At 34.8% G+C, this 20,862-nt stretch carries 14 protein-coding genes and 1 other RNA gene; 4 read left to right on the top strand and 11 right to left on the bottom strand.

What is annotated here, in order from left to right; translation table 11 throughout:
- Positions 1–249: 249 nt before the first annotated feature.
- The 3 genes from IPN31_09035 to IPN31_09025 all read right to left on the bottom strand — a co-directional run bounded on the left by IPN31_09035 (position 250) and on the right by IPN31_09025 (position 6,769).
- On the bottom strand, positions 250–4,317 hold the full coding sequence (locus IPN31_09035; protein MBK8682031.1) for a T9SS type A sorting domain-containing protein: 4,068 nt from the start codon (positions 4,315–4,317) through the stop codon (positions 250–252).
- A 4-nt stretch (positions 4,318–4,321) separates the two neighbouring features.
- Positions 4,322–5,221, bottom strand: a complete 900-nt coding sequence (locus tag IPN31_09030) for a T9SS type A sorting domain-containing protein (GenBank protein ID MBK8682030.1) — start codon at positions 5,219–5,221, stop codon at positions 4,322–4,324.
- Between the two features lie 648 nt (positions 5,222–5,869).
- Entirely contained in the window at positions 5,870–6,769 is a 900-nt protein-coding gene (locus IPN31_09025; GenBank protein ID MBK8682029.1) for a hypothetical protein, read from the bottom strand.
- A gap of 187 nt (positions 6,770–6,956) precedes the next feature.
- Here IPN31_09025 and IPN31_09020 point away from each other — a divergent pair, with 187 nt between their 5' ends.
- The gene (locus tag IPN31_09020) at positions 6,957–7,259 is read left to right on the top strand and encodes a hypothetical protein (GenBank protein MBK8682028.1); all 303 of its coding nucleotides are present in this window, start codon (positions 6,957–6,959) and stop codon (positions 7,257–7,259) included.
- A 458-nt stretch (positions 7,260–7,717) separates the two neighbouring features.
- Here IPN31_09020 and trxA read toward each other — a convergent pair whose 3' ends face one another.
- Together trxA and ssrA are read right to left on the bottom strand one after the other, a co-directional pair.
- Positions 7,718–8,032 (bottom strand): thioredoxin, encoded by a 315-nt coding sequence (trxA, locus tag IPN31_09015; protein MBK8682027.1) that lies wholly within the window; start codon positions 8,030–8,032, stop codon positions 7,718–7,720.
- Positions 8,033–8,140: 108 nt separating this feature from the next.
- Positions 8,141–8,510, bottom strand: a transfer-messenger RNA (tmRNA) gene (gene ssrA / locus IPN31_09010).
- 73 nt (positions 8,511–8,583) lie between these two features.
- Between ssrA and IPN31_09005 the strand changes: the two genes are divergently transcribed.
- The gene (locus tag IPN31_09005; protein MBK8682026.1) at positions 8,584–10,278 is read left to right on the top strand and encodes a 1-acyl-sn-glycerol-3-phosphate acyltransferase; all 1,695 of its coding nucleotides are present in this window, start codon (positions 8,584–8,586) and stop codon (positions 10,276–10,278) included.
- Positions 10,268–11,311 (top strand): NAD(P)-dependent glycerol-3-phosphate dehydrogenase, encoded by a 1,044-nt coding sequence (locus tag IPN31_09000; protein MBK8682025.1) that lies wholly within the window; start codon positions 10,268–10,270, stop codon positions 11,309–11,311. The genes IPN31_09005 and IPN31_09000 overlap by 11 nt, the downstream gene beginning before the upstream one ends.
- Here the strand turns inward: IPN31_09000 and IPN31_08995 are convergent.
- The 6 genes from IPN31_08995 to IPN31_08970 all read right to left on the bottom strand — a co-directional run bounded on the left by IPN31_08995 (position 11,308) and on the right by IPN31_08970 (position 17,076).
- The gene (locus IPN31_08995; protein MBK8682024.1) at positions 11,308–12,264 is read right to left on the bottom strand and encodes an aspartate carbamoyltransferase catalytic subunit; all 957 of its coding nucleotides are present in this window, start codon (positions 12,262–12,264) and stop codon (positions 11,308–11,310) included. The genes IPN31_09000 and IPN31_08995 overlap by 4 nt on opposite strands.
- Entirely contained in the window at positions 12,261–12,812 is a 552-nt protein-coding gene (pyrR, locus tag IPN31_08990; protein MBK8682023.1) for a bifunctional pyr operon transcriptional regulator/uracil phosphoribosyltransferase PyrR, read from the bottom strand. The genes IPN31_08995 and pyrR overlap by 4 nt, the downstream gene beginning before the upstream one ends.
- Positions 12,813–12,864: 52 nt before the next feature.
- Complete coding sequence (locus tag IPN31_08985; GenBank protein ID MBK8682022.1) at positions 12,865–13,764, bottom strand: hypothetical protein; 900 nt, start codon at positions 13,762–13,764, stop codon at positions 12,865–12,867.
- Positions 13,765–13,898: 134 nt separating this feature from the next.
- A complete protein-coding gene (locus IPN31_08980) occupies positions 13,899–15,047 on the bottom strand; it encodes an RNA methyltransferase (GenBank protein ID MBK8682021.1) in 1,149 nt (382 codons plus the stop codon).
- Positions 15,048–15,128: 81 nt separating this feature from the next.
- Entirely contained in the window at positions 15,129–15,635 is a 507-nt protein-coding gene (locus IPN31_08975; GenBank protein MBK8682020.1) for a hypothetical protein, read from the bottom strand.
- Positions 15,636–15,657: 22 nt separating this feature from the next.
- Positions 15,658–17,076 carry a vanadium-dependent haloperoxidase gene (locus IPN31_08970; GenBank protein MBK8682019.1) on the bottom strand — a complete coding sequence of 473 codons (1,419 nt, stop codon included), beginning with the start codon at positions 17,074–17,076 and terminating at the stop codon, positions 15,658–15,660.
- 183 nt (positions 17,077–17,259) lie between these two features.
- Between IPN31_08970 and IPN31_08965 the strand changes: the two genes are divergently transcribed.
- On the top strand, positions 17,260–20,862 hold the full coding sequence (locus IPN31_08965; protein ID MBK8682018.1) for a VCBS repeat-containing protein: 3,603 nt from the start codon (positions 17,260–17,262) through the stop codon (positions 20,860–20,862).

The raw sequence follows: 20,862 nt of genomic DNA, 5'->3' as shown, positions 1-20,862 counted from the left end.
TGGGGGAAAGTAGAAGAAAACAAATAAGAAAAAATCTTAGGAGCTTTTTCCCGCTATCCGTTCCAAGTCCGCCCCCGTGAAAAACGGGGTACGGGCTTTCCACTGCTATCGGGGCTAAAAATGCAAAAACATATTATCCCTTTGATATAGACGTATGCCTGCAAGAGGTGATAAACCGATAATACGAAAAAAAGCCATCATATCCTTCAAGATACAATGGCTTTTAAAAAGTGAGTTTAATTAATTTATTTATTCCACCATCAGCTTCAAAGTTTCAACTGCGGTTTCTGTTTGCAGATTTATAAAATAGATTCCTGAAGCATAATTTTCTAATTGCAATTGTGTGCTTCCTTCAAAACTACCGCTTTGCATTTGGTTGCCTGATGCGCTGAATATTGTATAGTTGGTTTTTCCAATTTCTGTGCATGCAATTACCACTATGTTTTGTGCAGGATTTGGAAATACACTAAACTTCGGAATAACTGTATTGTCTTCTATCATGCGCTCATAAAACGGATATTGACAATATACTTCTGCTATTACTGCCATCTGATCTTTATACCAATATGCTTTTCCATATAAGTCTTTACAAATTCCATCGGGTAAGCCTTGAGGATATTCTACTTCTACTCTGTCTTTTATCCATTTAAATTTCTGATAGGCATAATTAAAATCACCTTCCAGAAAAAGTTGATATGCTTGCTGATATTTCTTTGCAATGGTAATACGACCTCCTCCCTTTTCATTTATATAGTAATTACACGAGTAATTTGCCATGCGCAAGGTAAGGGCTTCTTCGTCTTCTATATCAATGCAATTGCCAAGACAATCGCAATTGGTTGGTTGTGTGGAAACATATAGAGAGGAATCTGTTGTTATATCACTACATTTAATATCAAAGCCTGTACTTACATCACTGCCAATGGGTGCGCCACCGCCTGTCCAATAATTGCCTTTTGCCATTAATGTATCTGAAATATAGGTGTTATTAAAATATTCGTAGCATACTTCAATCGCTCTTGTATTTCCATCAAAACGATTGGGCTGAGCTGTATCACCTTCATTTATTGCATGTGTAATTGCATCAATATCCAAAAGAATATCTTCACCCAAAATTCCCGTTTCGTTTTGAATTATCCATCCGCAGCCAATATCACCTACTACTATTTTACATAATATATCGGGATCTACTAAATCGCTGATAGCACTTAAAGCAAAAATGCCTTCTGTGGTATTTAATTTTATTGTTGCCTGATTGCGCAAATAAATATTACTGCGGTAAGATTCAATTCCTCGATAATTACTTTTAATGGTGGCGCCATCTAAAATAAAGTAACGTGTGTTGTATAAAAATACGCCGGGTTGATAGGTATGATTTTTAATATTACCTGCTTCCACTCTGCATTCAATTACATTTTCTAACCACAATCCTGTTGTCGCATTTGCATTTCCTTCAATACTATTTGCATATAAATACATGCGATGTACATCTTCTGCCTGAATGCCATTTTGAGTATAATTCTTAATAGTGGTCTGGCGAATTTCTACATTCACATCTTCCGGACATACAGAAATATTTTCAAGTTTAACAGGAGTAGCAAAGCCATCGAATGTACCCTGTGTAATATAAAACGATTCAGTATCGTAGGCAGAAATTCCATTTATTGCAGTGCTGCCGCCAGTGTTAAACAATACATTTTCCGCATAAAAATTTGCATACGCATTGCGCATTAAACTATTATTGTTATAAACAATTTTACAATCCTCTAACCATACATCTCTTGTGCTGATATATAAATCGGCATCTGTTTGCAGCCAACATTTCATATCCGTAGTGCCGCTTCCTTTTAAATAAAAACGACTATCGGTTCCTAAGTCGAAAATGCCATCTTCATAATATGCTAAGTAGCCTGTACCGGTAAAAGTAAAGTCAACATAATTTGCAGTTTGAATGGTGCCGCCTGCTTTAAGTGTAATTGTTGCAGAAGTTGAGTTAAGATAAATATCATTTCCTTCCAAAATCATAAAACCCCCATTCTCAATTTCAATTTTTGTTTGGGCAGTTAATTCAAGATCATTAATTCCCGGTTTAATAATCAACTCACCACCATTCTCCACCAATATTTTTGCGTTAATCTGCGATAGCTTTACTATAGCCCCTGCTTCAATGATGATTTGTCCACCATTTTCAGCATGCAATTGTGCGCCTTCCTCAATAATTATTTCTGCGCCACTTTTTATTAAAAGAGTAGAATTTTCATTCACTAACAAGCAGGAGTTTTTCTTTAAGGTTGTTTTAGTTCCGGTTTTTAAAGTGAGAGTGGTTGGTTTTGTAAATATCCATTCATCATCTATCATTTCTTCGGCTATATGTTGCGTAGGGCTTTTGCCTCTTTCAAGTTTAATTACCTTCCCTTCTTCTAAAATAATTTGACTTTGACGGCTTAAAGGGTCATTTACATCATTTTGTAAAACGATGTTACCACACCAGCGTACATCATTATCCACTGAATAGTTATCCCAGGATATATCAACGGTTATATCTTTACCACCAATAGTTGTGTTTGTGGTTTCTGCACTAATTTCAATATTTAATCCGTTTAACCATATCGTATCATTTTCCCATGAATTCTTTAAAGCAGGGTATAACGGATCATATAAATTCGAAATATAAGTATAAACAGAAACAGGAGATGGGTTTGTTGCAATTGATAATCTATTATTCCCGGATAAAGTGAATGCATCTAAATCATCGCCAAAATCATATAATTCATGTTCCACACTGGAACCAAATCTTTTAAATCTTCCAATAACTAAATCATCCGATTCAGAAGGATTAACTCCAATAACTCCATCACCACCGTTAACAACTTTAAAAAGATCAGAAAATCCCGTAAACTGATTTGGGATATTATTATCCATATCTATTACTAAACTACCATTATCCCATTCACATAATCCATAGGGAGGTGTTTCGGTACTTATTACAAAATCAAAATTTCCTTCTGCTGAGATAGGCATCATCCAACTGCCTAAACTATTAGGCATTGATGGGCTTGTAGTTGCTGGATAAACAGAGGCATCATCGTCAAGCAAATTATTATCTTTTCCAGCTTGAAGTGAAACATATAAGCCAGTACCCTGTGTTTTGCAATCGTCAATATACTTTTCTTGATCAAATTCTGAAAGACGTTGATGATTTTCAAGCCATAAAAACTGATTCTTGATATCACCCGAAATTTGCCAGTCAATATGTGGCAACTTTATGCGCACCGCATCTCCGGTCAAATAATTATCTCTCAGCACAAATGTTCCTCCATTGGGAAGATTCTCAATGGAAATGTCACCATCAGTTTCTAATACTCCTTCACCGGTTGAAATAAATACATCATCTATTTGGTCTTTAGCTGGATGCTCCCATTCTAACATCCATCTATCCCATCCGCTTGGTGAAGCACTTGTGCCAGGTGATTGTGAAGTAATCCCCGCAGAAGCAGGTGTAATTAAAAATGTTCTTTTGTCTGCGCCTCCAGCAGAATGCCAATTATTTGGGCCGAAGAGTCCATGCATTATTTCTGCTTGAAATATATAGAAAAAACCTTCCTCATCTCCACACACATTAAAGGATGTTCTGGTATTTACTCCTTCTATTTTGTCATCAACTGTGTATGAATAATCAGAATAGGACACCCCAAAACCCGAGTTACATTTTTTTATTGAGCCAACATTGTTATTGCGCCAAGCAATTACAAGCAGGTCTATTTTATCATCGCTGGTATTTGATTTTGAAACTCCTCTTAAATTTGATTCACCACCTAACAAATCATAATTATCAAAATCGCTTAATGGTAATCCATTAGCAGAATATACACTACCACTGGAAATTGAATTGCTTAATGCTTCAATAACCTCTGCAACACCATCTAAACCACTATAACTTGAACATGGTATTGTAATTACATCTTCATAATAATCACCAAGAATTACATATTTCCCAAAGGATGCTTCATAATAAAATTTACTAATCAAATTTGTCGGGGTAATACCGGTGGTATAATATTGATCAAATAAATTATCCGCATACGTTGGTATCTGAGTTACACCGCCCACAATAGGCCATGATTCATCCACTTCGCCAAGAGAATAACTACAGCCAGAAGTTGAATAATCCAGTTCAGCAAACACTATAAAAACTCTAAATACCCCATCGGCTGGATGTATATATCCGTTTTTTATTTCTTTTTGAACTTGAGCTTCAGAATGCATTTGGAGAAAACAAAATTGGATCGTTAAAGCAATCAGGTAAAATTTTTTCATCGGTTTAGTTTTTAATTAATTTAATAGGATAAGTTGAATTACTGGTATTTACTTTTAAAAAATATATTTGACCCCGTGGTAGAAAGCCAAGATATAATTGGATACTATTTCCTTTGATATCATTCTTAAAAAAAATCTGTTGACCTGTAATAGAATAAATAGTTAAATTTTCTAATTGATCAAAGGATTTGATTTGAATCTCATTAATAAATGGATTTGGGCCTACTGTTATTGAAGTAATATCCTGTTCTTCAATTGCAGTGCCATCAAAACTATTATAGGGGAAAACAGCAAAATCTGCATAGTCAAGCAAATAAGTATTATCAGGACCATTGAATATCATAGAATCTTTCCGCCAAATTTCAAATAAATATGGAGGACCTATAATGGTATCGGTAAATAATAATGGTAATTCTCCAAGTGGGAAACAATTTGGATATTCAGGGCTGTTATCATGGCAATAAAACAAACCCCAAGCTCTTGGTAAATCTTCGTTGAAAGGATAAGGCAATGCTTCACTATAAAATAAATTATTATCCCAACTAATTTTAATTGGATATTCTGCTTTGTAAAAACTTATATAAGTATAGAACTCTAAATGCTGCCATATTATATTTTTTAAAATTAGGCTATCAAAATAAATGGAAGACCAATAAACATTAAATTTTGTCGTATCTATTAAATTAAAGTATTCTGCGAAAACAGTATCACTTTGAGGATATCCATAATCTTGCCCTTCAGAGTCATAACCTAAATACAGCGTATCCTTTGCACCAGTCCCATCTTCAAACCATAATGGAAAAACCCATGCAGGTTGCTCGGTTGCACCGGGTATGGTGTAGGTCTGGGCATGCAATATTTGATGTGTAAAAAGGAGAATAAAAGGAAGTAAAAAACTTTTCATAAAATTGAATTTAATTGAAGGTAGTTAAATTTTAGTTAAAATATAGAATCTCCAATTAATATATAATCCACAAACCCTCGCTAATTATAGCTGCGTCCTACCCCCAATCCCAATTCATCCGTCCGCCATTTCCACCCCCAGCCCTGAAAGGGCTGCATCCATTACCATAGGGTGAAGCCGTATGTCCAATCTCCAGCCCTATGCCCCATGCCCTTCATCGCCATCGCTTTTTTTCGCCATCGCCTTTGCCTTTGCCCATCGCCCTCTGCCATCTCCTTATGCCATCGCCATCGCTTTAGTTCTCGCAGGGGGCTTGTCTCCATAAAAATAAATAATACACAACCCCCTGCGTCGTAAAAACTTGCAGCAATAATATTTTCTCTCCCAGCCGAGTCACTTGAAAAGAACTCGGCCTAAACCAATTTCAGTACTATATCCATTTACCCACCCCCCCCAGCCCTAAAAGGGCGGCATCCATTACCATAAGGTGAAGCCCTATCCCATAATAAAAGAGCGAACATCCCTGCCCGCCCTTTTTTCAATTCCTAATTCTACATTCCTAATTCTACATTCCTAATTCTTAATTCTCCTCAATTCCTAATTCCTAATTCTACATTCTTAATTCCTAATTCTTAATTCTCAATTCTCTCACACCGCCACCATGCTTGCCACCACATTTGTAGTCGCCCCAAAAGTTATGTAAAAAGTAGCATTTTGTGTTACAAAACCCGGTCTGCTAAACTCAACATTGTATGTACCATCAGCCAACGTTTTAATTTGCGCATTCCCTTTCTCCGTTGTTTTCTTTTGAATATCTCCCGGAGTAACCAAAATCTTCACCAATCCCAATGGCAAATGATCAACACTATCATCCACAATAAAGCGTACTGCTACTTTTTCACTACCTATATTAAATATCGTTCTGTTATTAAAATAACCTAACACAAAATCATGTTCGGTTGCATTGTAAGTCCGTATTAACTGATCCAGTGACAATTCTAAATGTAGATTAGCCCCATCAAATTGATCTTTCAGTGCAGTTGTACTCGCTTTTTTAGTGCCTATCACGTTTTTAGGTTTTTGAATATCTGCATTAAATGCCACTCTTGCCGCTTGAAGTGCTGTAATATCTGCGGGTAAAATATTAAAATCCGCCAATCCAGCAATATTTGTATTACCCAAATTACGAATTGTCAATGCCTTATCAGATAAAATAGTATCGGCCATACCATCCAATTGGCTTTTGGTAACCTTTGCTTGCCCTATTAATGTGCTGTTTGCAGTAGATTTACCATAAGAAACTAATGCCCCTGCCACAGACAAAATATTGCTTACAAGTGAATCTCTCTTTTCACCTTTGGTATTTGTTATACCCTTTGTGTCTGCCTGTTGCCCTTGACTATACGTGTCAATAGTATCAATGTATGTTGTCAAGGTAGCTACACCGTTTGTCATACCTGTACTTGCTGTCCAAATAGCTGTATTGGTTACTAAGTAATCTCGTACAGCTATGTACATGCTTCTTACTGATTCCTGTCTTTTGTCCATGATGCTTTTTGGTTTAAATTGTTAATTAAAAAATTCATTATTAATATTCTCTTTTTAAGTGATTTTTGTACATTTTGTCAGTTTTTTCCTTCTTTAAAGCCTTCTAAAACACTTTTTCTGCAATCTTGGCTGTGTAGAACACAGTTTGGGTTATGTAGAACACAGTTTGGGTTAGGTAGAACACGATTTGGGCTATGTAGAACACGATTTGGGCTATGTAGAACACGATTTGGGCTATGTAGAACACGGTTTGGGCTATGTAGAACACGGTTTGGGCTATGTAGAACACGGTTTGGGCTATGTAGAACACGATTTGGGCTATGTAGAACACGGTTTGGGTTATGTAGAAGGCATTTTGGGTTATGTAGAACCCGAGTTTGGTTATGTAGAAAGCAATCTGACCAATGTAGAACTCGATTTGGCCAATGTAGAATTACTTCTATCGAATGTAAACTCTCATTTAATCCTTGTATCATGGGTAATGATTTAGGAATACAATAATTTGTTAAATGGAATTGTGCTGCCTGAGTCCTCTTGCCGTAGTTTAATCTGTTTCGATCAAAATTTTGCTAAGTGAATATGCATTTTGTTTTATTGCATGCCTGCTCAGGTCTTCTTCATGGGCCAACTGGATATTCTCTTAAAGAATCTGGCTATTTATTCCGATAATAAAGATATTGCAGAAACTAATTCAATGCAAATTTATTTTTCCCTTCCCAGCAGGTTCCCGCATTTGACTTCTGTTCGGCTTTGTTTTGAGTAACCTGCTGGGTACATAACAAGAAGGAATTTACTAACTTTTTGTTCTCACAGAGTTACCCGCCTCTCTAAACCATATATTTAAAAAAACTTTTCGAAGGGAACTCTCTGTGAGAACAAAAACCCCCGCTGCAAATTAAAAAATTCACATGCGGGGGATTCCCCATACTATGAAAACAAAAATACTTATCAGAGTATATATTGGCTGATTTCCTGCTCAATTACATTGGCTGGCATCACGCCACTTTTTCTCCACTTTATTTCTCCGTTTTTAAATAATATTAATGTTGGCACTCCCTGTATTTGATATGTATTGGATACAGCAGGATTTTTGTCAACATCAATTTTTATAATCTGAATTGCGTTACCCATTTTACCAGATAATTCTTTTAGAATTGGAGGCATCATTTTACATGGGCCACACCATTCAGCAGAAAAATCTACTAACACAGGTTTATCACTATTAATTAACTCCGTAAAACTTTTTCTTTTTAATTCTTCCATGTTTGATTACAAAATAAATAAATATCCTGATTTAGGAGAGTGACATACATCACATCGAAAATAAATCTATAGTTTAAAAAAAAAGCAACCGGAAAGTTGCTTACAATAAAGTGGAGCTGGTGGGATTTGAACCCACGTCCAGACAAGGCATTTACAAGCTTTCTCCATGCTTAGCTAATTCTTTATTTTCGTGAAATACCGGGCGCCTTAACAAACCCTTGATATTCCCTTAGTTCTTTTTTCTTATGCTGCATCAGAACTCTGCAACACCAGCCCGGTTTAGTTATGCCCATTTACAATGTGACCAGGCGGACACCATAAAGGACAAAGGCCATCTAATTCCTTGAATTAGGCAGCCAAGGCGTAGTTATACTCGCCAGATAAAAATTGTTTTGTGCGTTGAGTTTAACGAGCTAAATACACAACACTCGGCATGCTTACTTGTCAATGAACGATGCTGTCAATTCCTGTCAGCCCCAAAATATAATTTGTAAAACTACAATGAAATTACTTAGCTCAAAGTTCCTTCAAACGGTATATTTGTCGGAAGTATGAAGGAAGAACAAAAAAATACAAGTAAAATATTCCCCGATATAGAACCAGATTATAATGAATGGCCCATAGTAAAGATTAGTAGAGCAAGAAAAAAAATAATTGATGAAGTGGTAGAATCCACATTGCAGGCAATTATAAAAAAACATCCGACAGAATCTGATTTGCAGGAAGTACTTGCCAAAGCAGTGTATTTAGAAAAGGCAAGAATTAGTGGTAGAGTTTGGAGTACAGATCCAAAAGATGATACAGAGTTTTGGAATTCCATTAAATCCAAATTAGTAAAAGCAGATCAGCAAAACAATAAAAATATTGACGATGAAGCTGCATTACTTCGTGAAATAATTTATCGCTATGCAGAAGAAATTTCCGGACATTTCGATATCAGAACTTATCGGTTTGCACAACGCTTAGTTCCATTTGTTTTTAATCGTTTATTAAACAGTACCCGCAGCAAAGAATTTATTCGCTTATTCGGAAATGAGAAAGGATTATTAAAACGCATTAATCTGGTAGGCGAAACAGAACAAGTGCGCACACTTGCAAAAAAAGGAACCATAATAATGGTACCAACACATGTAAGTAATATTGATAGCATTACAGTTGGTTGGGCAATTAGTGCAAGTGGTCTTCCTCCATTTTTATATGGTGCAGGATTAAATCTATTCAGTGTGAAATTGCTTGCATTTTTTATGAAACGTTTAGGTGCGTATAAATTAGACCGACGCAAAAAAAATTCAATTTATCTGGAAGCATTAAAACAATATAGCACGAATGTAATCAGCAAGGATGGACACAGTTTATTTTTTCCTGGTGGCACACGTTCACGAAGTGGTGAATTAGAATCCAATTTAAAACTTGGATTATTAGGTACTGCATTAGAAGCACAACGATTAAATGTGTTGCAAGCAAATGGTGGTGATTACAAAAAAATATTTGTTGCTCCAGTTACTCTTAATTATAGTTTTGTTTTAGAAGCACCGGAATTAATTGATGAACATTTGCGCAACGTTGGTAAAGAAAGATACTTTATTCAGGCAGATAAATATTCATCTTCTTATAAGATTTTAAAATTACTTGCGAAGTTTTTTACGGCAAGTGCCGACTTTACAATTGCCTTCGGAAAGTGTATGGATATTTTTGGCAATGAAGTAAATGAGGATGGTGAAAGCATGGATAATACCGGAAGAAAAATTGATATCACCGATTACTTTAAAAGTGATGGTGTACTTTCCAATGATACACAAAGAGATTCAGAATATGCACGCATGTTAAGTGAAAAAATTCTGGATGCATTTCGTAAAAATAATGTGGCAATGGCAGGGCATATTGTTGCCTTTGCAGCATTTCATTATTTGCAAAATAAACATCAAAACAGCGACTTATATTCTGTACTTCGAATGCCTGAAGAATTCAGAAGAATACCACAGGCTGATTTGCTGCATTCAGTTACTTTATTGCAACAGGAAATTTTGAAGCTTGAAAAGAAAGGAAAGATTCGTTTGGGACCAATTTCACATGGACCGCCTTTGCAAGTAATGAACTATGGAATAAAAACTCTGGGTATATATCATACAGTACGTCCTTTATTAATTGATAAAAAAAGTGGTGAAATAAAATGTACAGATATGAAACTGCTACTCTTTTATCACAATCATCTTGTTGGCTACGGATTAGAAAATCATGTCGGATAAGAAAACAGTAGGTGTAATTGGTGCCGGTAGTTTCGGTACAGTTGTAGCAAATCTGCTTGCTCCAAATAGAACCGTGTATTTGTATGTGCGCAAAGCAGAACAAGTAGAAGAAATGCGATTGAAAAAAATCAGTTCTAATCAAATTTTACATGATAATATTATTCCTGTAGATGATCTTGCATTAGTTGCAGAAAAATGCAAACTCATATTTCCTGTGGTGCCTTCGCAAAATTTTAAAGAGATGATTCAAAGCATTGCACCGTATTTAAAACCGGATCATATTTTAATACATGGCACAAAAGGATTAGCATTAAAAGGTAAAGGAAAAAAGAGCTTACAGGAAAAAGGAATTATTGCTAAAGAACATGTGCTAACAATGAGTCAATTGATAGCTAAAGAAAGTGTAGTGGTTCGTATAGGATGTTTGGCTGGTCCTAATCTTTCAAAAGAAATGGCGAAAGGATTACCGGCAGCTACAGTTTTAGCAAGCCGATTTGATGAAGTGATTTTAAAAGGTCAAGCTGCATTAAAAAGCGAAAGGTTTCAGGTGTATGGAAGTCAGGATATTTTTGGTGTGGAACTGGCTGGAGTTTTAAAAAATATATTAGCAATTGGCAGCGGTGTAGTAAGTGGATTAGAGCTTGGTGAAAATGCAAGAGCCTTATTAATTACAAAAGGATTAGCTGAAATAATTACACTAACCAAAGCAATGGGCGCTGAAGTAAAATCATTTTTAGGTTTAGCAGGTATTGGAGATATTATTGCTACTTGCACATCACCAACCAGTAGAAATTTTACTGTAGGTTATCGTCTTGCAAAAGGAGAAAGAATTGAACAAATAGTAGAGAGTATGGAAGAAACTGCAGAAGGAGTAAATACATTAAATATTGCGCATGGTCTTGCAAATTATTATTCTATCAATTGCCCGATAATAACATCATTACACAAAGGCATTTTCGAAAATTTAAGTATTGAAGCAGGTATGTCTTATCTGATGAAATATAATTTCAGCAGAGATGTAGAATTTATTTAATTCATTTCAATTCTTCCTGCAAGTAAATATAACACTGCCATGCGTACAGCAACTCCATTTTCTACTTGTTGAAGAATAATAGATTGACCGGAATCAGCCACATCACTTGTAATCTCCACTCCCCTATTTATCGGGCCGGGATGCATAATAATTATTTCCTTATTTATTGATTCTAACAGTTTGCGATTGATACCAAAATACAATGCATATTCACGTAAGCTAGGGAAAAACTTTATGTCTTGTCTTTCTAATTGAATGCGCAATACATTTGCTACATCACACCATTGCAATGCTTCTTTTACATTGTAAGTTACTTGCACTCCTAACGATTCTATAAATGCAGGAATTAATGTTGGCGGACCGCATACTGTAACTTCTGCACCTAATTTTTTTAATGCATAAATATTACTCAGTGCAACCCGGCTATGCATGATGTCGCCGATAATTGCAACCTTCAATCCTTTAAAATCTGAAGGTACTTTACCATTTCTTTTTCCAAGCTGTTCTCTAATCGAAAAAACATCTAACAATGCTTGTGTAGGATGTTCGTGTGTGCCATCACCCGCATTAATAATATTTGCATCAATATGTCTGCTAAGAAAAACAGGAGCCCCCGGACTTTGATGTCGCATCACTACCATATCCACTTTCATGGCAAGAATATTATTCACTGTATCTAAAAGCGACTCACCCTTTTTTACACTGGATGCAGAGGCAGAAAAATTTATGATATCGGCTGATAATCTTTTTTCAGCAAGTTCAAAAGATATTCTTGTACGAGTGCTATTTTCAAAAAAAATATTGGCAATGGTAATATCTCTGAGTGATGGTACTTTTTTAATAGGTCTATTCAGTACTTCTTTAAAATTATCAGCGGTTTTAATTATCAATTGTAAATCATCTGCTTGCAGATCTTTTATAGCTATCAAATGTTTTACACTTAAGCTGCTCATTTTACAATTTTAAATGGAACAATCCATACCTCATCTTTACCACCATTTTCCTTCCATTCTACTCTCACTTTTTCTGAAGTAACCGAATCGACTGTTTTACCTACATAATCCGGACTGATAGGAACATGTCTGCTTAATCTGCGATCAATCAACACTAACAATTCAATCTTTGCAGGGCGACCATAATCCAATAACGCATCTAAACCAGCACGAATAGTACGACCTGTATAAAACACATCATCAATTAAAACGATTTCTTTATTCTCAATTGAAAAATCAAGATGCGTTTGATTTGGAATTAAAGGTTTTTCCTGATGGCGGAAATCATCTCTGTAAAATGTAGTATCCAATACACCATATTGGATTTGTGTATCAGGCAATAAATGAGTTAATGTTTGGAGAATGCGTTGCGATAAAAATATCCCACGAGGCTGAAGACCGATGATGCAAGTATTATTAAAATCCTGGTGGTTCTCTATCAATTGATGACAAAGCCTCTCGATGGTAAGAGCAAACTTCTGGTTGTCGAGAATTACTCTGCTTTGCATTAAAAATCAAAGTTCTATAATTTTTTGCAATTATTTTTTTTAAATGCAAATACTATTTTAATTCAAAGGTGTTATCACCCACTTCAAATCCATTATGAAACATTTCTATGTGATAGGTGCCCGGTAAAAATGTAGAGTTCTGCTCCCAATATACGGTATGTGTTTCCTTATGTTGACCGTTATAATCAACGCTCACCATAGCTGAAAAATCCCCCCCCATAGCATCCGATGATTTCATGATTACATTATTGGGATCAGTGAGCTTAAAGAAAAAAATCTGATTTCTTCCTGCTGACAACATATTGGGTACTAAATCAAAATCAATTTTCAGTTGAGTTATTTTTTTTGCTTTATCCATTTCTTTATCGCCCGATTTTTTTTCCTGCATAGGTATCACTTTAATATCCGTTGCCATAATTATACTGCCGATAATTAAAATAGAATCTCGCTCTGTCTTTAGCATTTCATGATTTGCAACAAGTAATTCATATTCACTTTTTAATTGATTAAAATCTTTCAACAATGCATTATATAAATCTGTGTATTCATCCACTTTAGTTTTATAAAAATTCACATCTGATTCCAATTTTGCAATTTGTTGTTTTGCTTCTATTAATTGTTTATTGCTTGCAGGTTCATAATTAGCAGCACTTGCATTTATAAGTGAATTAATACGATTACGTTTTAGTTGTAAATCGTTTTTTAATAACTTTATCAATGAATCTTTTTCAAGAGATTCTCCTTTTTTAGTATTCAGTTCAATTATCAGATTATTAAAATCTATTTCTAAATCTTTATTCAAACTATCTACTTCATGTATTTGATGCTGATATTGAAGTGTAGTTTTTTTATTTTGTTGTGCATTATAAAACAACCATGCATTCAGTGCTAACAACACAATTATCATTGCAATGTATAATGATTTACCGTTGCCGTTTTTTGCCTCAGTCATTAGTTGATTCTAAGTAAAAATATTCTGTATAAAACTAAGTAAGTGGTATAGAAGAATTCCTGATAGTTTGATTTATAAATTAACATCTATAGTTAAGATGACCATAATTGAAAACAATTAGATGTTTTACAACTTCAATTTTTTATTGCTTTTTTTGACCCGCTGTACATTTCAAACTTAAGAAAACGACATTCCAGTGCTCCATTATATAGAGGTAATTTCACAGATGGTTTCAAACCAATTGACTTCATTGCTTCCACATTAGAAGTAAGCAACCAAATTATTTTACCGGCATATTTTGATTTCATTGTATTTCCAATCATGTTATAAAAATCTGTAATTCCGGAAGCACCAATTCTTTGTCCATAGGGAGGATTCATTATAATCATAGAGCTGGATGGTGGAGGATCGCAAATATCAAATGGCTTAATAAAAAAATTAATTTTATCATCCACTAATGCATGCATCGCATTTTCACGAGCAGCCATAATATATTTCTTCTCTAAGTCAGATCCATCTATAAAAACTTTCGTTGTTTGAATTGCTGCATTTGCATCCAATAACAATTGTCTGTATAAAATGCGGTTATAGTCTGGCCAGTTTTTAAATGCGTATTCTTTACGAATTAATCCCGGTGCAATGTTATAAGCAATTAATGCTGCTTCAATTGGTAAGGTGCCAGTTCCACACATCGGATCAAAAAAACCAGTGCGTTTATCCCAACCACTTATCAATATCATACCCGCTGCTAATACTTCATTTAATGGTGCTTCATGTTGTGAATTGCGATAACCTCTTTTAAATAATGGTTCACCAGAACTATCCAATGAAATATTTACATGATTTTCATTGATGTGCAAATTGAATTTTATTTGTGGAGATTTTATATCAATAGAAGGTCTGCTTTTAATTACATCTCTGAACCTATCAACTATTGCATCCTTCATTCGTAATGCAGCAAATTGTGTGTTTCTGAACATTTCGGAATAGACAACAAAATCAATTGCAAAAGTCTGTTCTACATTAAAATAATTTTCCCAGGGAAATGCATAAATGTTTTCGTAATAACTTTTATCATCATTAAAATCAAAATGCAAAATCGGTTTTAAAATTCTCAATGCAGTTCTAAGATGAATATTACTTGCATATAATAAAGAATCATCACCGGTAAATGAAACTGCTCTGTTTATTACTTGTACATCAGTGGCCCCTAACTGAAATAATTCATCTGCTAATATTTGTTCCAGACCTTTAAATGTTGTTGCTATAATTGTATATGACACTGTGTAAAGTTAGAAGAAAGAAAGAGGCAAAAAAAAACCCCGCATCAAAAGATGCAGGGTTAATTAAAATTTATTAATTGTTTATTTTAAATAACAATCTAAAATCACGTTTTTATCCATTTGAGTAAACGTGTTGTTAAGTAATTTCTCATAATCATCCACTTGTTCATATCTAGTCCAAATTGTAGGATTAAGGTAGGAACAATCTGCATGTGGAGAAAATTTAACACGAGCCCAACGCAAATCCTTTTTGAAGATCATTGCAAATACTTTGGTAACTCCCTCTTTTTCCATACTAACATCCAGATAATAAGTCCAGGTAAGATTTCGCATTAATACAGGGAAACTTATATAAAGAGATTTCATACTTGCATCCTTATAAAAATTTAATGTATAATAAATTCTAGCTCCATCTGTACTCTTATATTCTAATTTATAATAAAGCGCTTTCCCATTATTATTTTTAGAATTAGCAATCATGCCTTCATGATTCTGATTAAGAAATTCTTTCATTACAACCTGCGACTGAGAAGCCGAAGCAATTCCAATGAAGGCCACGAATAGTATTGTTTTAATTATATTTTTCATTCTATTAAGCTTTTAGGTTTTTTTACATTGCAGATTCTTCATCCTCAGATTTTGACATTTCGGTATCTTTCTTTTTACCGGTAACATCTTGTCTTTTTGCATTGATTATCACATTATTTAAAATTTCATTTGCAGCACATTTACCTTGTTCAAGTCCATCTAGAATTTCACAAGTATAATGGATGCCTCCATACATGCGTGAAAATGCAGCTTCTTCTGCAGCCTCGTTGAAGGATTTCATTGTGCGTGGTAGCAGACCCACATCCATGTGAGAACTATCAATAAAAGATTTATTATCCCCAATCAATGAGGTTAAAACTGTAGCTGCAGCACCTGAAAATCCGGAATGTCCGGAAGTATATCCAGGGAAAGATGGTGTTTCCACGTAGGGTTCCCATCCTTTTTCAAAATACTCATTAATCATCGTTTTTGGTCTTACCAGATTCACACGAAACTTTGTAAACCATACTGCAACACAAGCGTCGGCCATAGATATTGAAGTTAAAGCATAAATTTCTGCTGCTTGACTCAAGCTCATATTCTCTGTACTCACAAAATTTCCAACTATAGTTAACCAATGGCCTGGAGGACCTGAGGATTCACCCTGGTCGTCAGACCAAAATTGAGCTGTAATTCTTTGGTCTTCTGTAAGATTTTTATCCACTGTATACACCTGCAAAACTTCTTTATACATATTAGCAGAAGAATCCATAGACCAAGCGAACTTCATATTAGAATCGCACTGCTTCGCTTCTTTAATTGCAAAAGGCCTAACTGTTCCCCAAAAAGGTTCAGCAGCCACCCCGTTAAAATCAGTTGGCTCCCAGTAATCAGAGTGTCCTTCTCTGGATGGAGACTTATATTGCATATATCTCGTTTGCTCATAATTATCAGTTTCACTCCATGCAATAATTGCATCGGCAAGCTCATGACCATATTTTAAAGATCTTTCAATAACATCGGGTGGTGAAACTTTAGAACACTCTTCAATCTGTTTTGAATGCAATTCATTAATAGAAGAAACACCAGCAGGTAAGAACCTTGCGAGCATTTCATCCTGCACATAATAAATAGCTTCATTAGTTACTGCAGTCCAATCATATACTTCATCTTTATCAGGTCTTGGTAATTCCTTCAAACCATTCAATTGACCTGCAAGTGTTAGATAATCAGGATTTCCCGGAAGCTGAGCTTCATAAATAGCAGTAGAAATATAGGCGAACATGCGGGAAGCATCAGGAGGCCCTATTCTTTCGCTTTGAACAAAAGAAAATAATTGCTTCCACCAATCAATCAGAAACTCGCCTGAAAGCTCGCTGCTGGGTGTTGACACGGAGTTATAATAAGGATTAACTGCATCAACATCTGTGGATTTTTTACATCCTGAATTGGCAACGATTAAACCCGCAATAACAAGAAATAGATAGTGTTTAATTTTCATTTTTTGCATTTTTTAATGTCTTGTTGAATAAATTTTATTCTGCCCGCAAAAGTAAAGGAAATTAGCTGTTGACAATTAACTAAAGTTTATAAATATTTAATCAATTAACAAAATATTTACAGAGTTGGTGAAAGGTGTTTTTAAGCATGTGAGTACCTTTGTAATTAACATAAAAAAGAAAGCATGAAATTGGCACCGATTGTATTGGCAACCCTTATTTCGTTTATTTTATTTAGCTGTTCTTCAAATAAAAACAGCAAGGATAAATTAAATGATTGGAAATTTACAGAGAACATTGATCAAAATAAGATTGAACCTCTGGATACTGAAACTGGAAAAATGTTTGATATCCTAACCGGTGCTTCTACCGGAGTTGCATTTAATAATGAAGTAAAAGAAACATATGAATTAAACTATTACCGTTATGGCTATTCTTATAACGGAGCAGGTGTTGGAATTTGCGATTTAAATAATGACGGCCTAATGGATATTTTCTTTACAGGAAATGTGGTGAAGGATAAATTATTCCTAAATAAAGGAAATCTTCAATTTGAAGACGTCTCTGATAAATCAAATATTAATACCCTACCCGGATGGAGCACCGGTGTTGCTTTTGTTGACATCAATGAAGATGGATTTATGGATATCTATGTGTGTCGTGCACGCTATGACGAAGCGGATAAAAGAAGAAACCTGCTTTGGGTAAATAATGGCGATATGACCTATACTGAAAGAGCAAAAGAATATGGAATTGATGATGATAGCTTTTCAACTCAAGCCAACTTTTTTGATGCGGATAATGATGGAGATCTCGATTTATATATCGTAACCCACCCTACTGATTTTAAAGATAAAAACAAACAAAAGAATTTTCAGAAAATTGAAGAAGGCACAAATACTAGTGACCGTTTTTATCGCAACATGGGTAATAGTAAATATGTTGAATCCCATATAGAATCTGGAATAAATAATCATGGATTCGGCTTATCTGTAACTGCAGGTGATATAAATAATGATGGCTGGCAGGATTTATTTGTAGGTAATGATTATATCATGCATGATTATACTTACATCAATCAAAAAGATGGAACATTTAAAGAAATGTCTAAGGAGTTATTATATAAAACTTCTTATTATGGAATGGGCACAGATGTAGCCGATATTAATAATGATGGTTTGTTAGATATGATGACAGTAGATATGGCTATTGAAGGTAACTATGGCTCAAAAACATTTATGCAATCCAATAAGCAAACATTTTTAAGGACTTTAGTTAATGCTGGTTATTTACAACAATATGGTAGAAATGCTCTTCAATTAAATAATGGAGAAGGAAAATTTAGTGAAATCGCAAACTTTGCTGGAGTAAGTACTACTGGATGGAGTTGGTCGCCCTTGTTTGTAGATTTTGATAATGATGGTTTTAAAGATTTATATGTATCCAATGGCTTTCTAAAAGATAGCCATATGGATGTTATGGAAACTTATATAAAACTAGTTCGTGCTAATCGTCTTTCTGATTCTACAGATTATTATAATCTGAGAGCACAATTGCCTGAAAATTCTGTATTGATGTTCCCCAATGCTATGTTTAAAAACAATGGTGATCTTTCATTTGATGATGTGCGTGAAGATTGGGGTTTATACCATCCTTCAATGACTTATGGGGCAGCTTATGCGGATTTGGATAACGACGGTGATGTAGATATTGTTTGTAATAACGCAAACTACCCCGCATTTGTAATTCGTAACAATTCTGAAAAAAGAAGCACTAACAATTATTTACGTGTTGCTCTTAAAGGTGAAAAAGCAAACCCTTATGGGTTAGGTGCTAAAGTTTATGTAACTGTGAAAGATCAAACACAATTTATTCAAATGGAAATGGTAAAAGGCTATATGTCTAGTTCAGAACCAGTTGCTCATTTCGGAGTAAATAATGCAGAAACAGTTGATAAAGTAGTTGTATTATGGTTGAATGGAAAAGAAAATGTTATGACCAATGTTCCAGTAAATCAGGTATTAACTTTTGATATTAAAGATGCAATAATAGCTCCTAAATCAGAAGCCCCCTCTACCAACTTATTCTTTGCATCGGCATCTAATAATTTGAATATCAATTACAATTATGAGAAAAATGCATTCGATGATTTCGACAGAGAATTTATGATCCCTCACGAATTAAGTAATATGGGTCCCGGAATTGCTTCAGGTGATATTAATGGTGATGGTCTTGATGATCTATTCTTTGGTGGTGCGAAAAATGCAAGCGGTGTGCTTTATACTCAAAACATGGATGGAACATTTAGTCAGAGCAACGCATATTCAGCAGCCGGAGAAGATAAAGTTTCAGAAGATATGGCTGCACTTTTTATTGATGTCGATGGTGACGGCGATTTAGATTTATATGTTGTAAGTGGTGGAAGTGATTTCCCCAAAGATGATGTACACTTACAAGATAGATTATACATTAATAATAATGGCAGTTTCACCTGGCAAAAAGATGCTTTACCTTCTATGATTACAAGTAGCTCCGTAGCAATAGCCGGCGATTATGATAATGATGGCGACATGGATATTTTCGTTGGTGGAAGAGTGATTCCAGGTAACTATCCTGTTGCTGCAAGAAGTTATATTCTTAAAAATGATGGCGGTAAATTCAGTGATGTTACAGGAAGCATTGCACCTGACTTAGTTTCTCCGGGTTTAGTGTCTGCTGCATTGTGGACTGACTTTGATAACGACGGTAATTTAGATTTAATAATCAATGGTGAATGGATGCCTATCACCGTATTTCAAAATCAAAAAGGCAAGTTCGCAAATATTACCGCCAATGCTGGCCTTGACCAAACTACTGGTTGGTGGAACAGCTTAGCTGCAGGTGATTTTGACAATGATGGTGATATAGATTATCTGGCCGGTAACTTCGGTTTAAACTGTCGTTACAAACCTAAAAATAAACCAATCGAATTATTCTATGATGATTATGACAATAATGGTATTTACGATATCATCATGGGTTATTATCAAGGCGATAAATTATATCCAATAAAAACTCGTGAAAGGATGATAGAACAAATGCCTCAAATTGCAGAAATATTCCCTAACTGGGATAGTTATGGTCGTGCAGAAATTTGGGACTTTTTTGGTAAAAAACGTATGGAAGAATCAAAGTATCGCTTTAAGGCAAATACATTCCAAAGCAGTTATATCCAAAACTTAGGTAACGGAAAATTTTCAATACATCCACTTAATAATGAATTACAAATTTCATCTGTCTTCGGAATAGTACCAATGGATATTAATAATGATGGTAACCTCGACTTTATAAGTCATGGTAATTGGTATGAGATGGAAATAGAAACAAATATTCAGGATGCAAGTATTGGCAATATTATGCTTGGCAATGGCGATGGAACATTTACATCAATGCCTGCAAGATTTAGCGGTTTCCTTTCTACAGGAAATACTAAAGCATTATCTGTAATTACAACAGGTAAATCAAATAAACCTGCATTAATTACAACCAACAGTAGTGGAGCAGTTCAAGCATTTAATTTTACACCTGCTAATCAGGTAATTAAATTAAATGCAAATGACAGATACGCTGAAATTGCTTTAAAAAATGGCGGTGTTCGTCGCATGGAATTTTATAGTGGTGCGGGATATCTTTCTCAAAGCAGTAAAATAATTGTGGTTACTGATGATATGCAGGCAATTACAATATTCGATAACAAAGGCACTCAAAGAAATGTATTTAATAACAAAGGTTTATTAACCGCTAAATAA

The organism is Bacteroidota bacterium (assembly GCA_016715425.1).
Classification (GTDB): Bacteria; Bacteroidota; Bacteroidia; order Chitinophagales; family BACL12; genus JADKAC01.
The sequence above is the reverse complement of the archived record's forward strand: the minus strand, read 5'-3'. Positions and strand labels throughout refer to the sequence as shown.

What these genes read in the sequence shown, in the direction of transcription:
- IPN31_08985 (MBK8682022.1), bottom strand. Translation starts at nt 13,764, where the DNA reads ATGACTGAGGCAAAAAACGGCAACGGTAAATCATTATACATTGCAATG.
- IPN31_08975 (MBK8682020.1), bottom strand. Translation starts at nt 15,635, where the DNA reads ATGAAAAATATAATTAAAACAATACTATTCGTGGCCTTCATTGGAATT.
- IPN31_09000 (MBK8682025.1), top strand. Translation starts at nt 10,268, where the DNA reads ATGTCGGATAAGAAAACAGTAGGTGTAATTGGTGCCGGTAGTTTCGGT.
- IPN31_09035 (MBK8682031.1), bottom strand. Translation starts at nt 4,317, where the DNA reads ATGAAAAAATTTTACCTGATTGCTTTAACGATCCAATTTTGTTTTCTC.
- IPN31_08965 (MBK8682018.1), top strand. Translation starts at nt 17,260, where the DNA reads ATGAAATTGGCACCGATTGTATTGGCAACCCTTATTTCGTTTATTTTA.
- IPN31_08970 (MBK8682019.1), bottom strand. Translation starts at nt 17,076, where the DNA reads ATGAAAATTAAACACTATCTATTTCTTGTTATTGCGGGTTTAATCGTT.
- IPN31_09025 (MBK8682029.1), bottom strand. Translation starts at nt 6,769, where the DNA reads ATGGACAAAAGACAGGAATCAGTAAGAAGCATGTACATAGCTGTACGA.
- trxA (MBK8682027.1), bottom strand. Translation starts at nt 8,032, where the DNA reads ATGGAAGAATTAAAAAGAAAAAGTTTTACGGAGTTAATTAATAGTGAT.
- IPN31_09005 (MBK8682026.1), top strand. Translation starts at nt 8,584, where the DNA reads ATGAAGGAAGAACAAAAAAATACAAGTAAAATATTCCCCGATATAGAA.
- pyrR (MBK8682023.1), bottom strand. Translation starts at nt 12,812, where the DNA reads ATGCAAAGCAGAGTAATTCTCGACAACCAGAAGTTTGCTCTTACCATC.
- IPN31_08995 (MBK8682024.1), bottom strand. Translation starts at nt 12,264, where the DNA reads ATGAGCAGCTTAAGTGTAAAACATTTGATAGCTATAAAAGATCTGCAA.
- IPN31_09030 (MBK8682030.1), bottom strand. Translation starts at nt 5,221, where the DNA reads ATGAAAAGTTTTTTACTTCCTTTTATTCTCCTTTTTACACATCAAATA.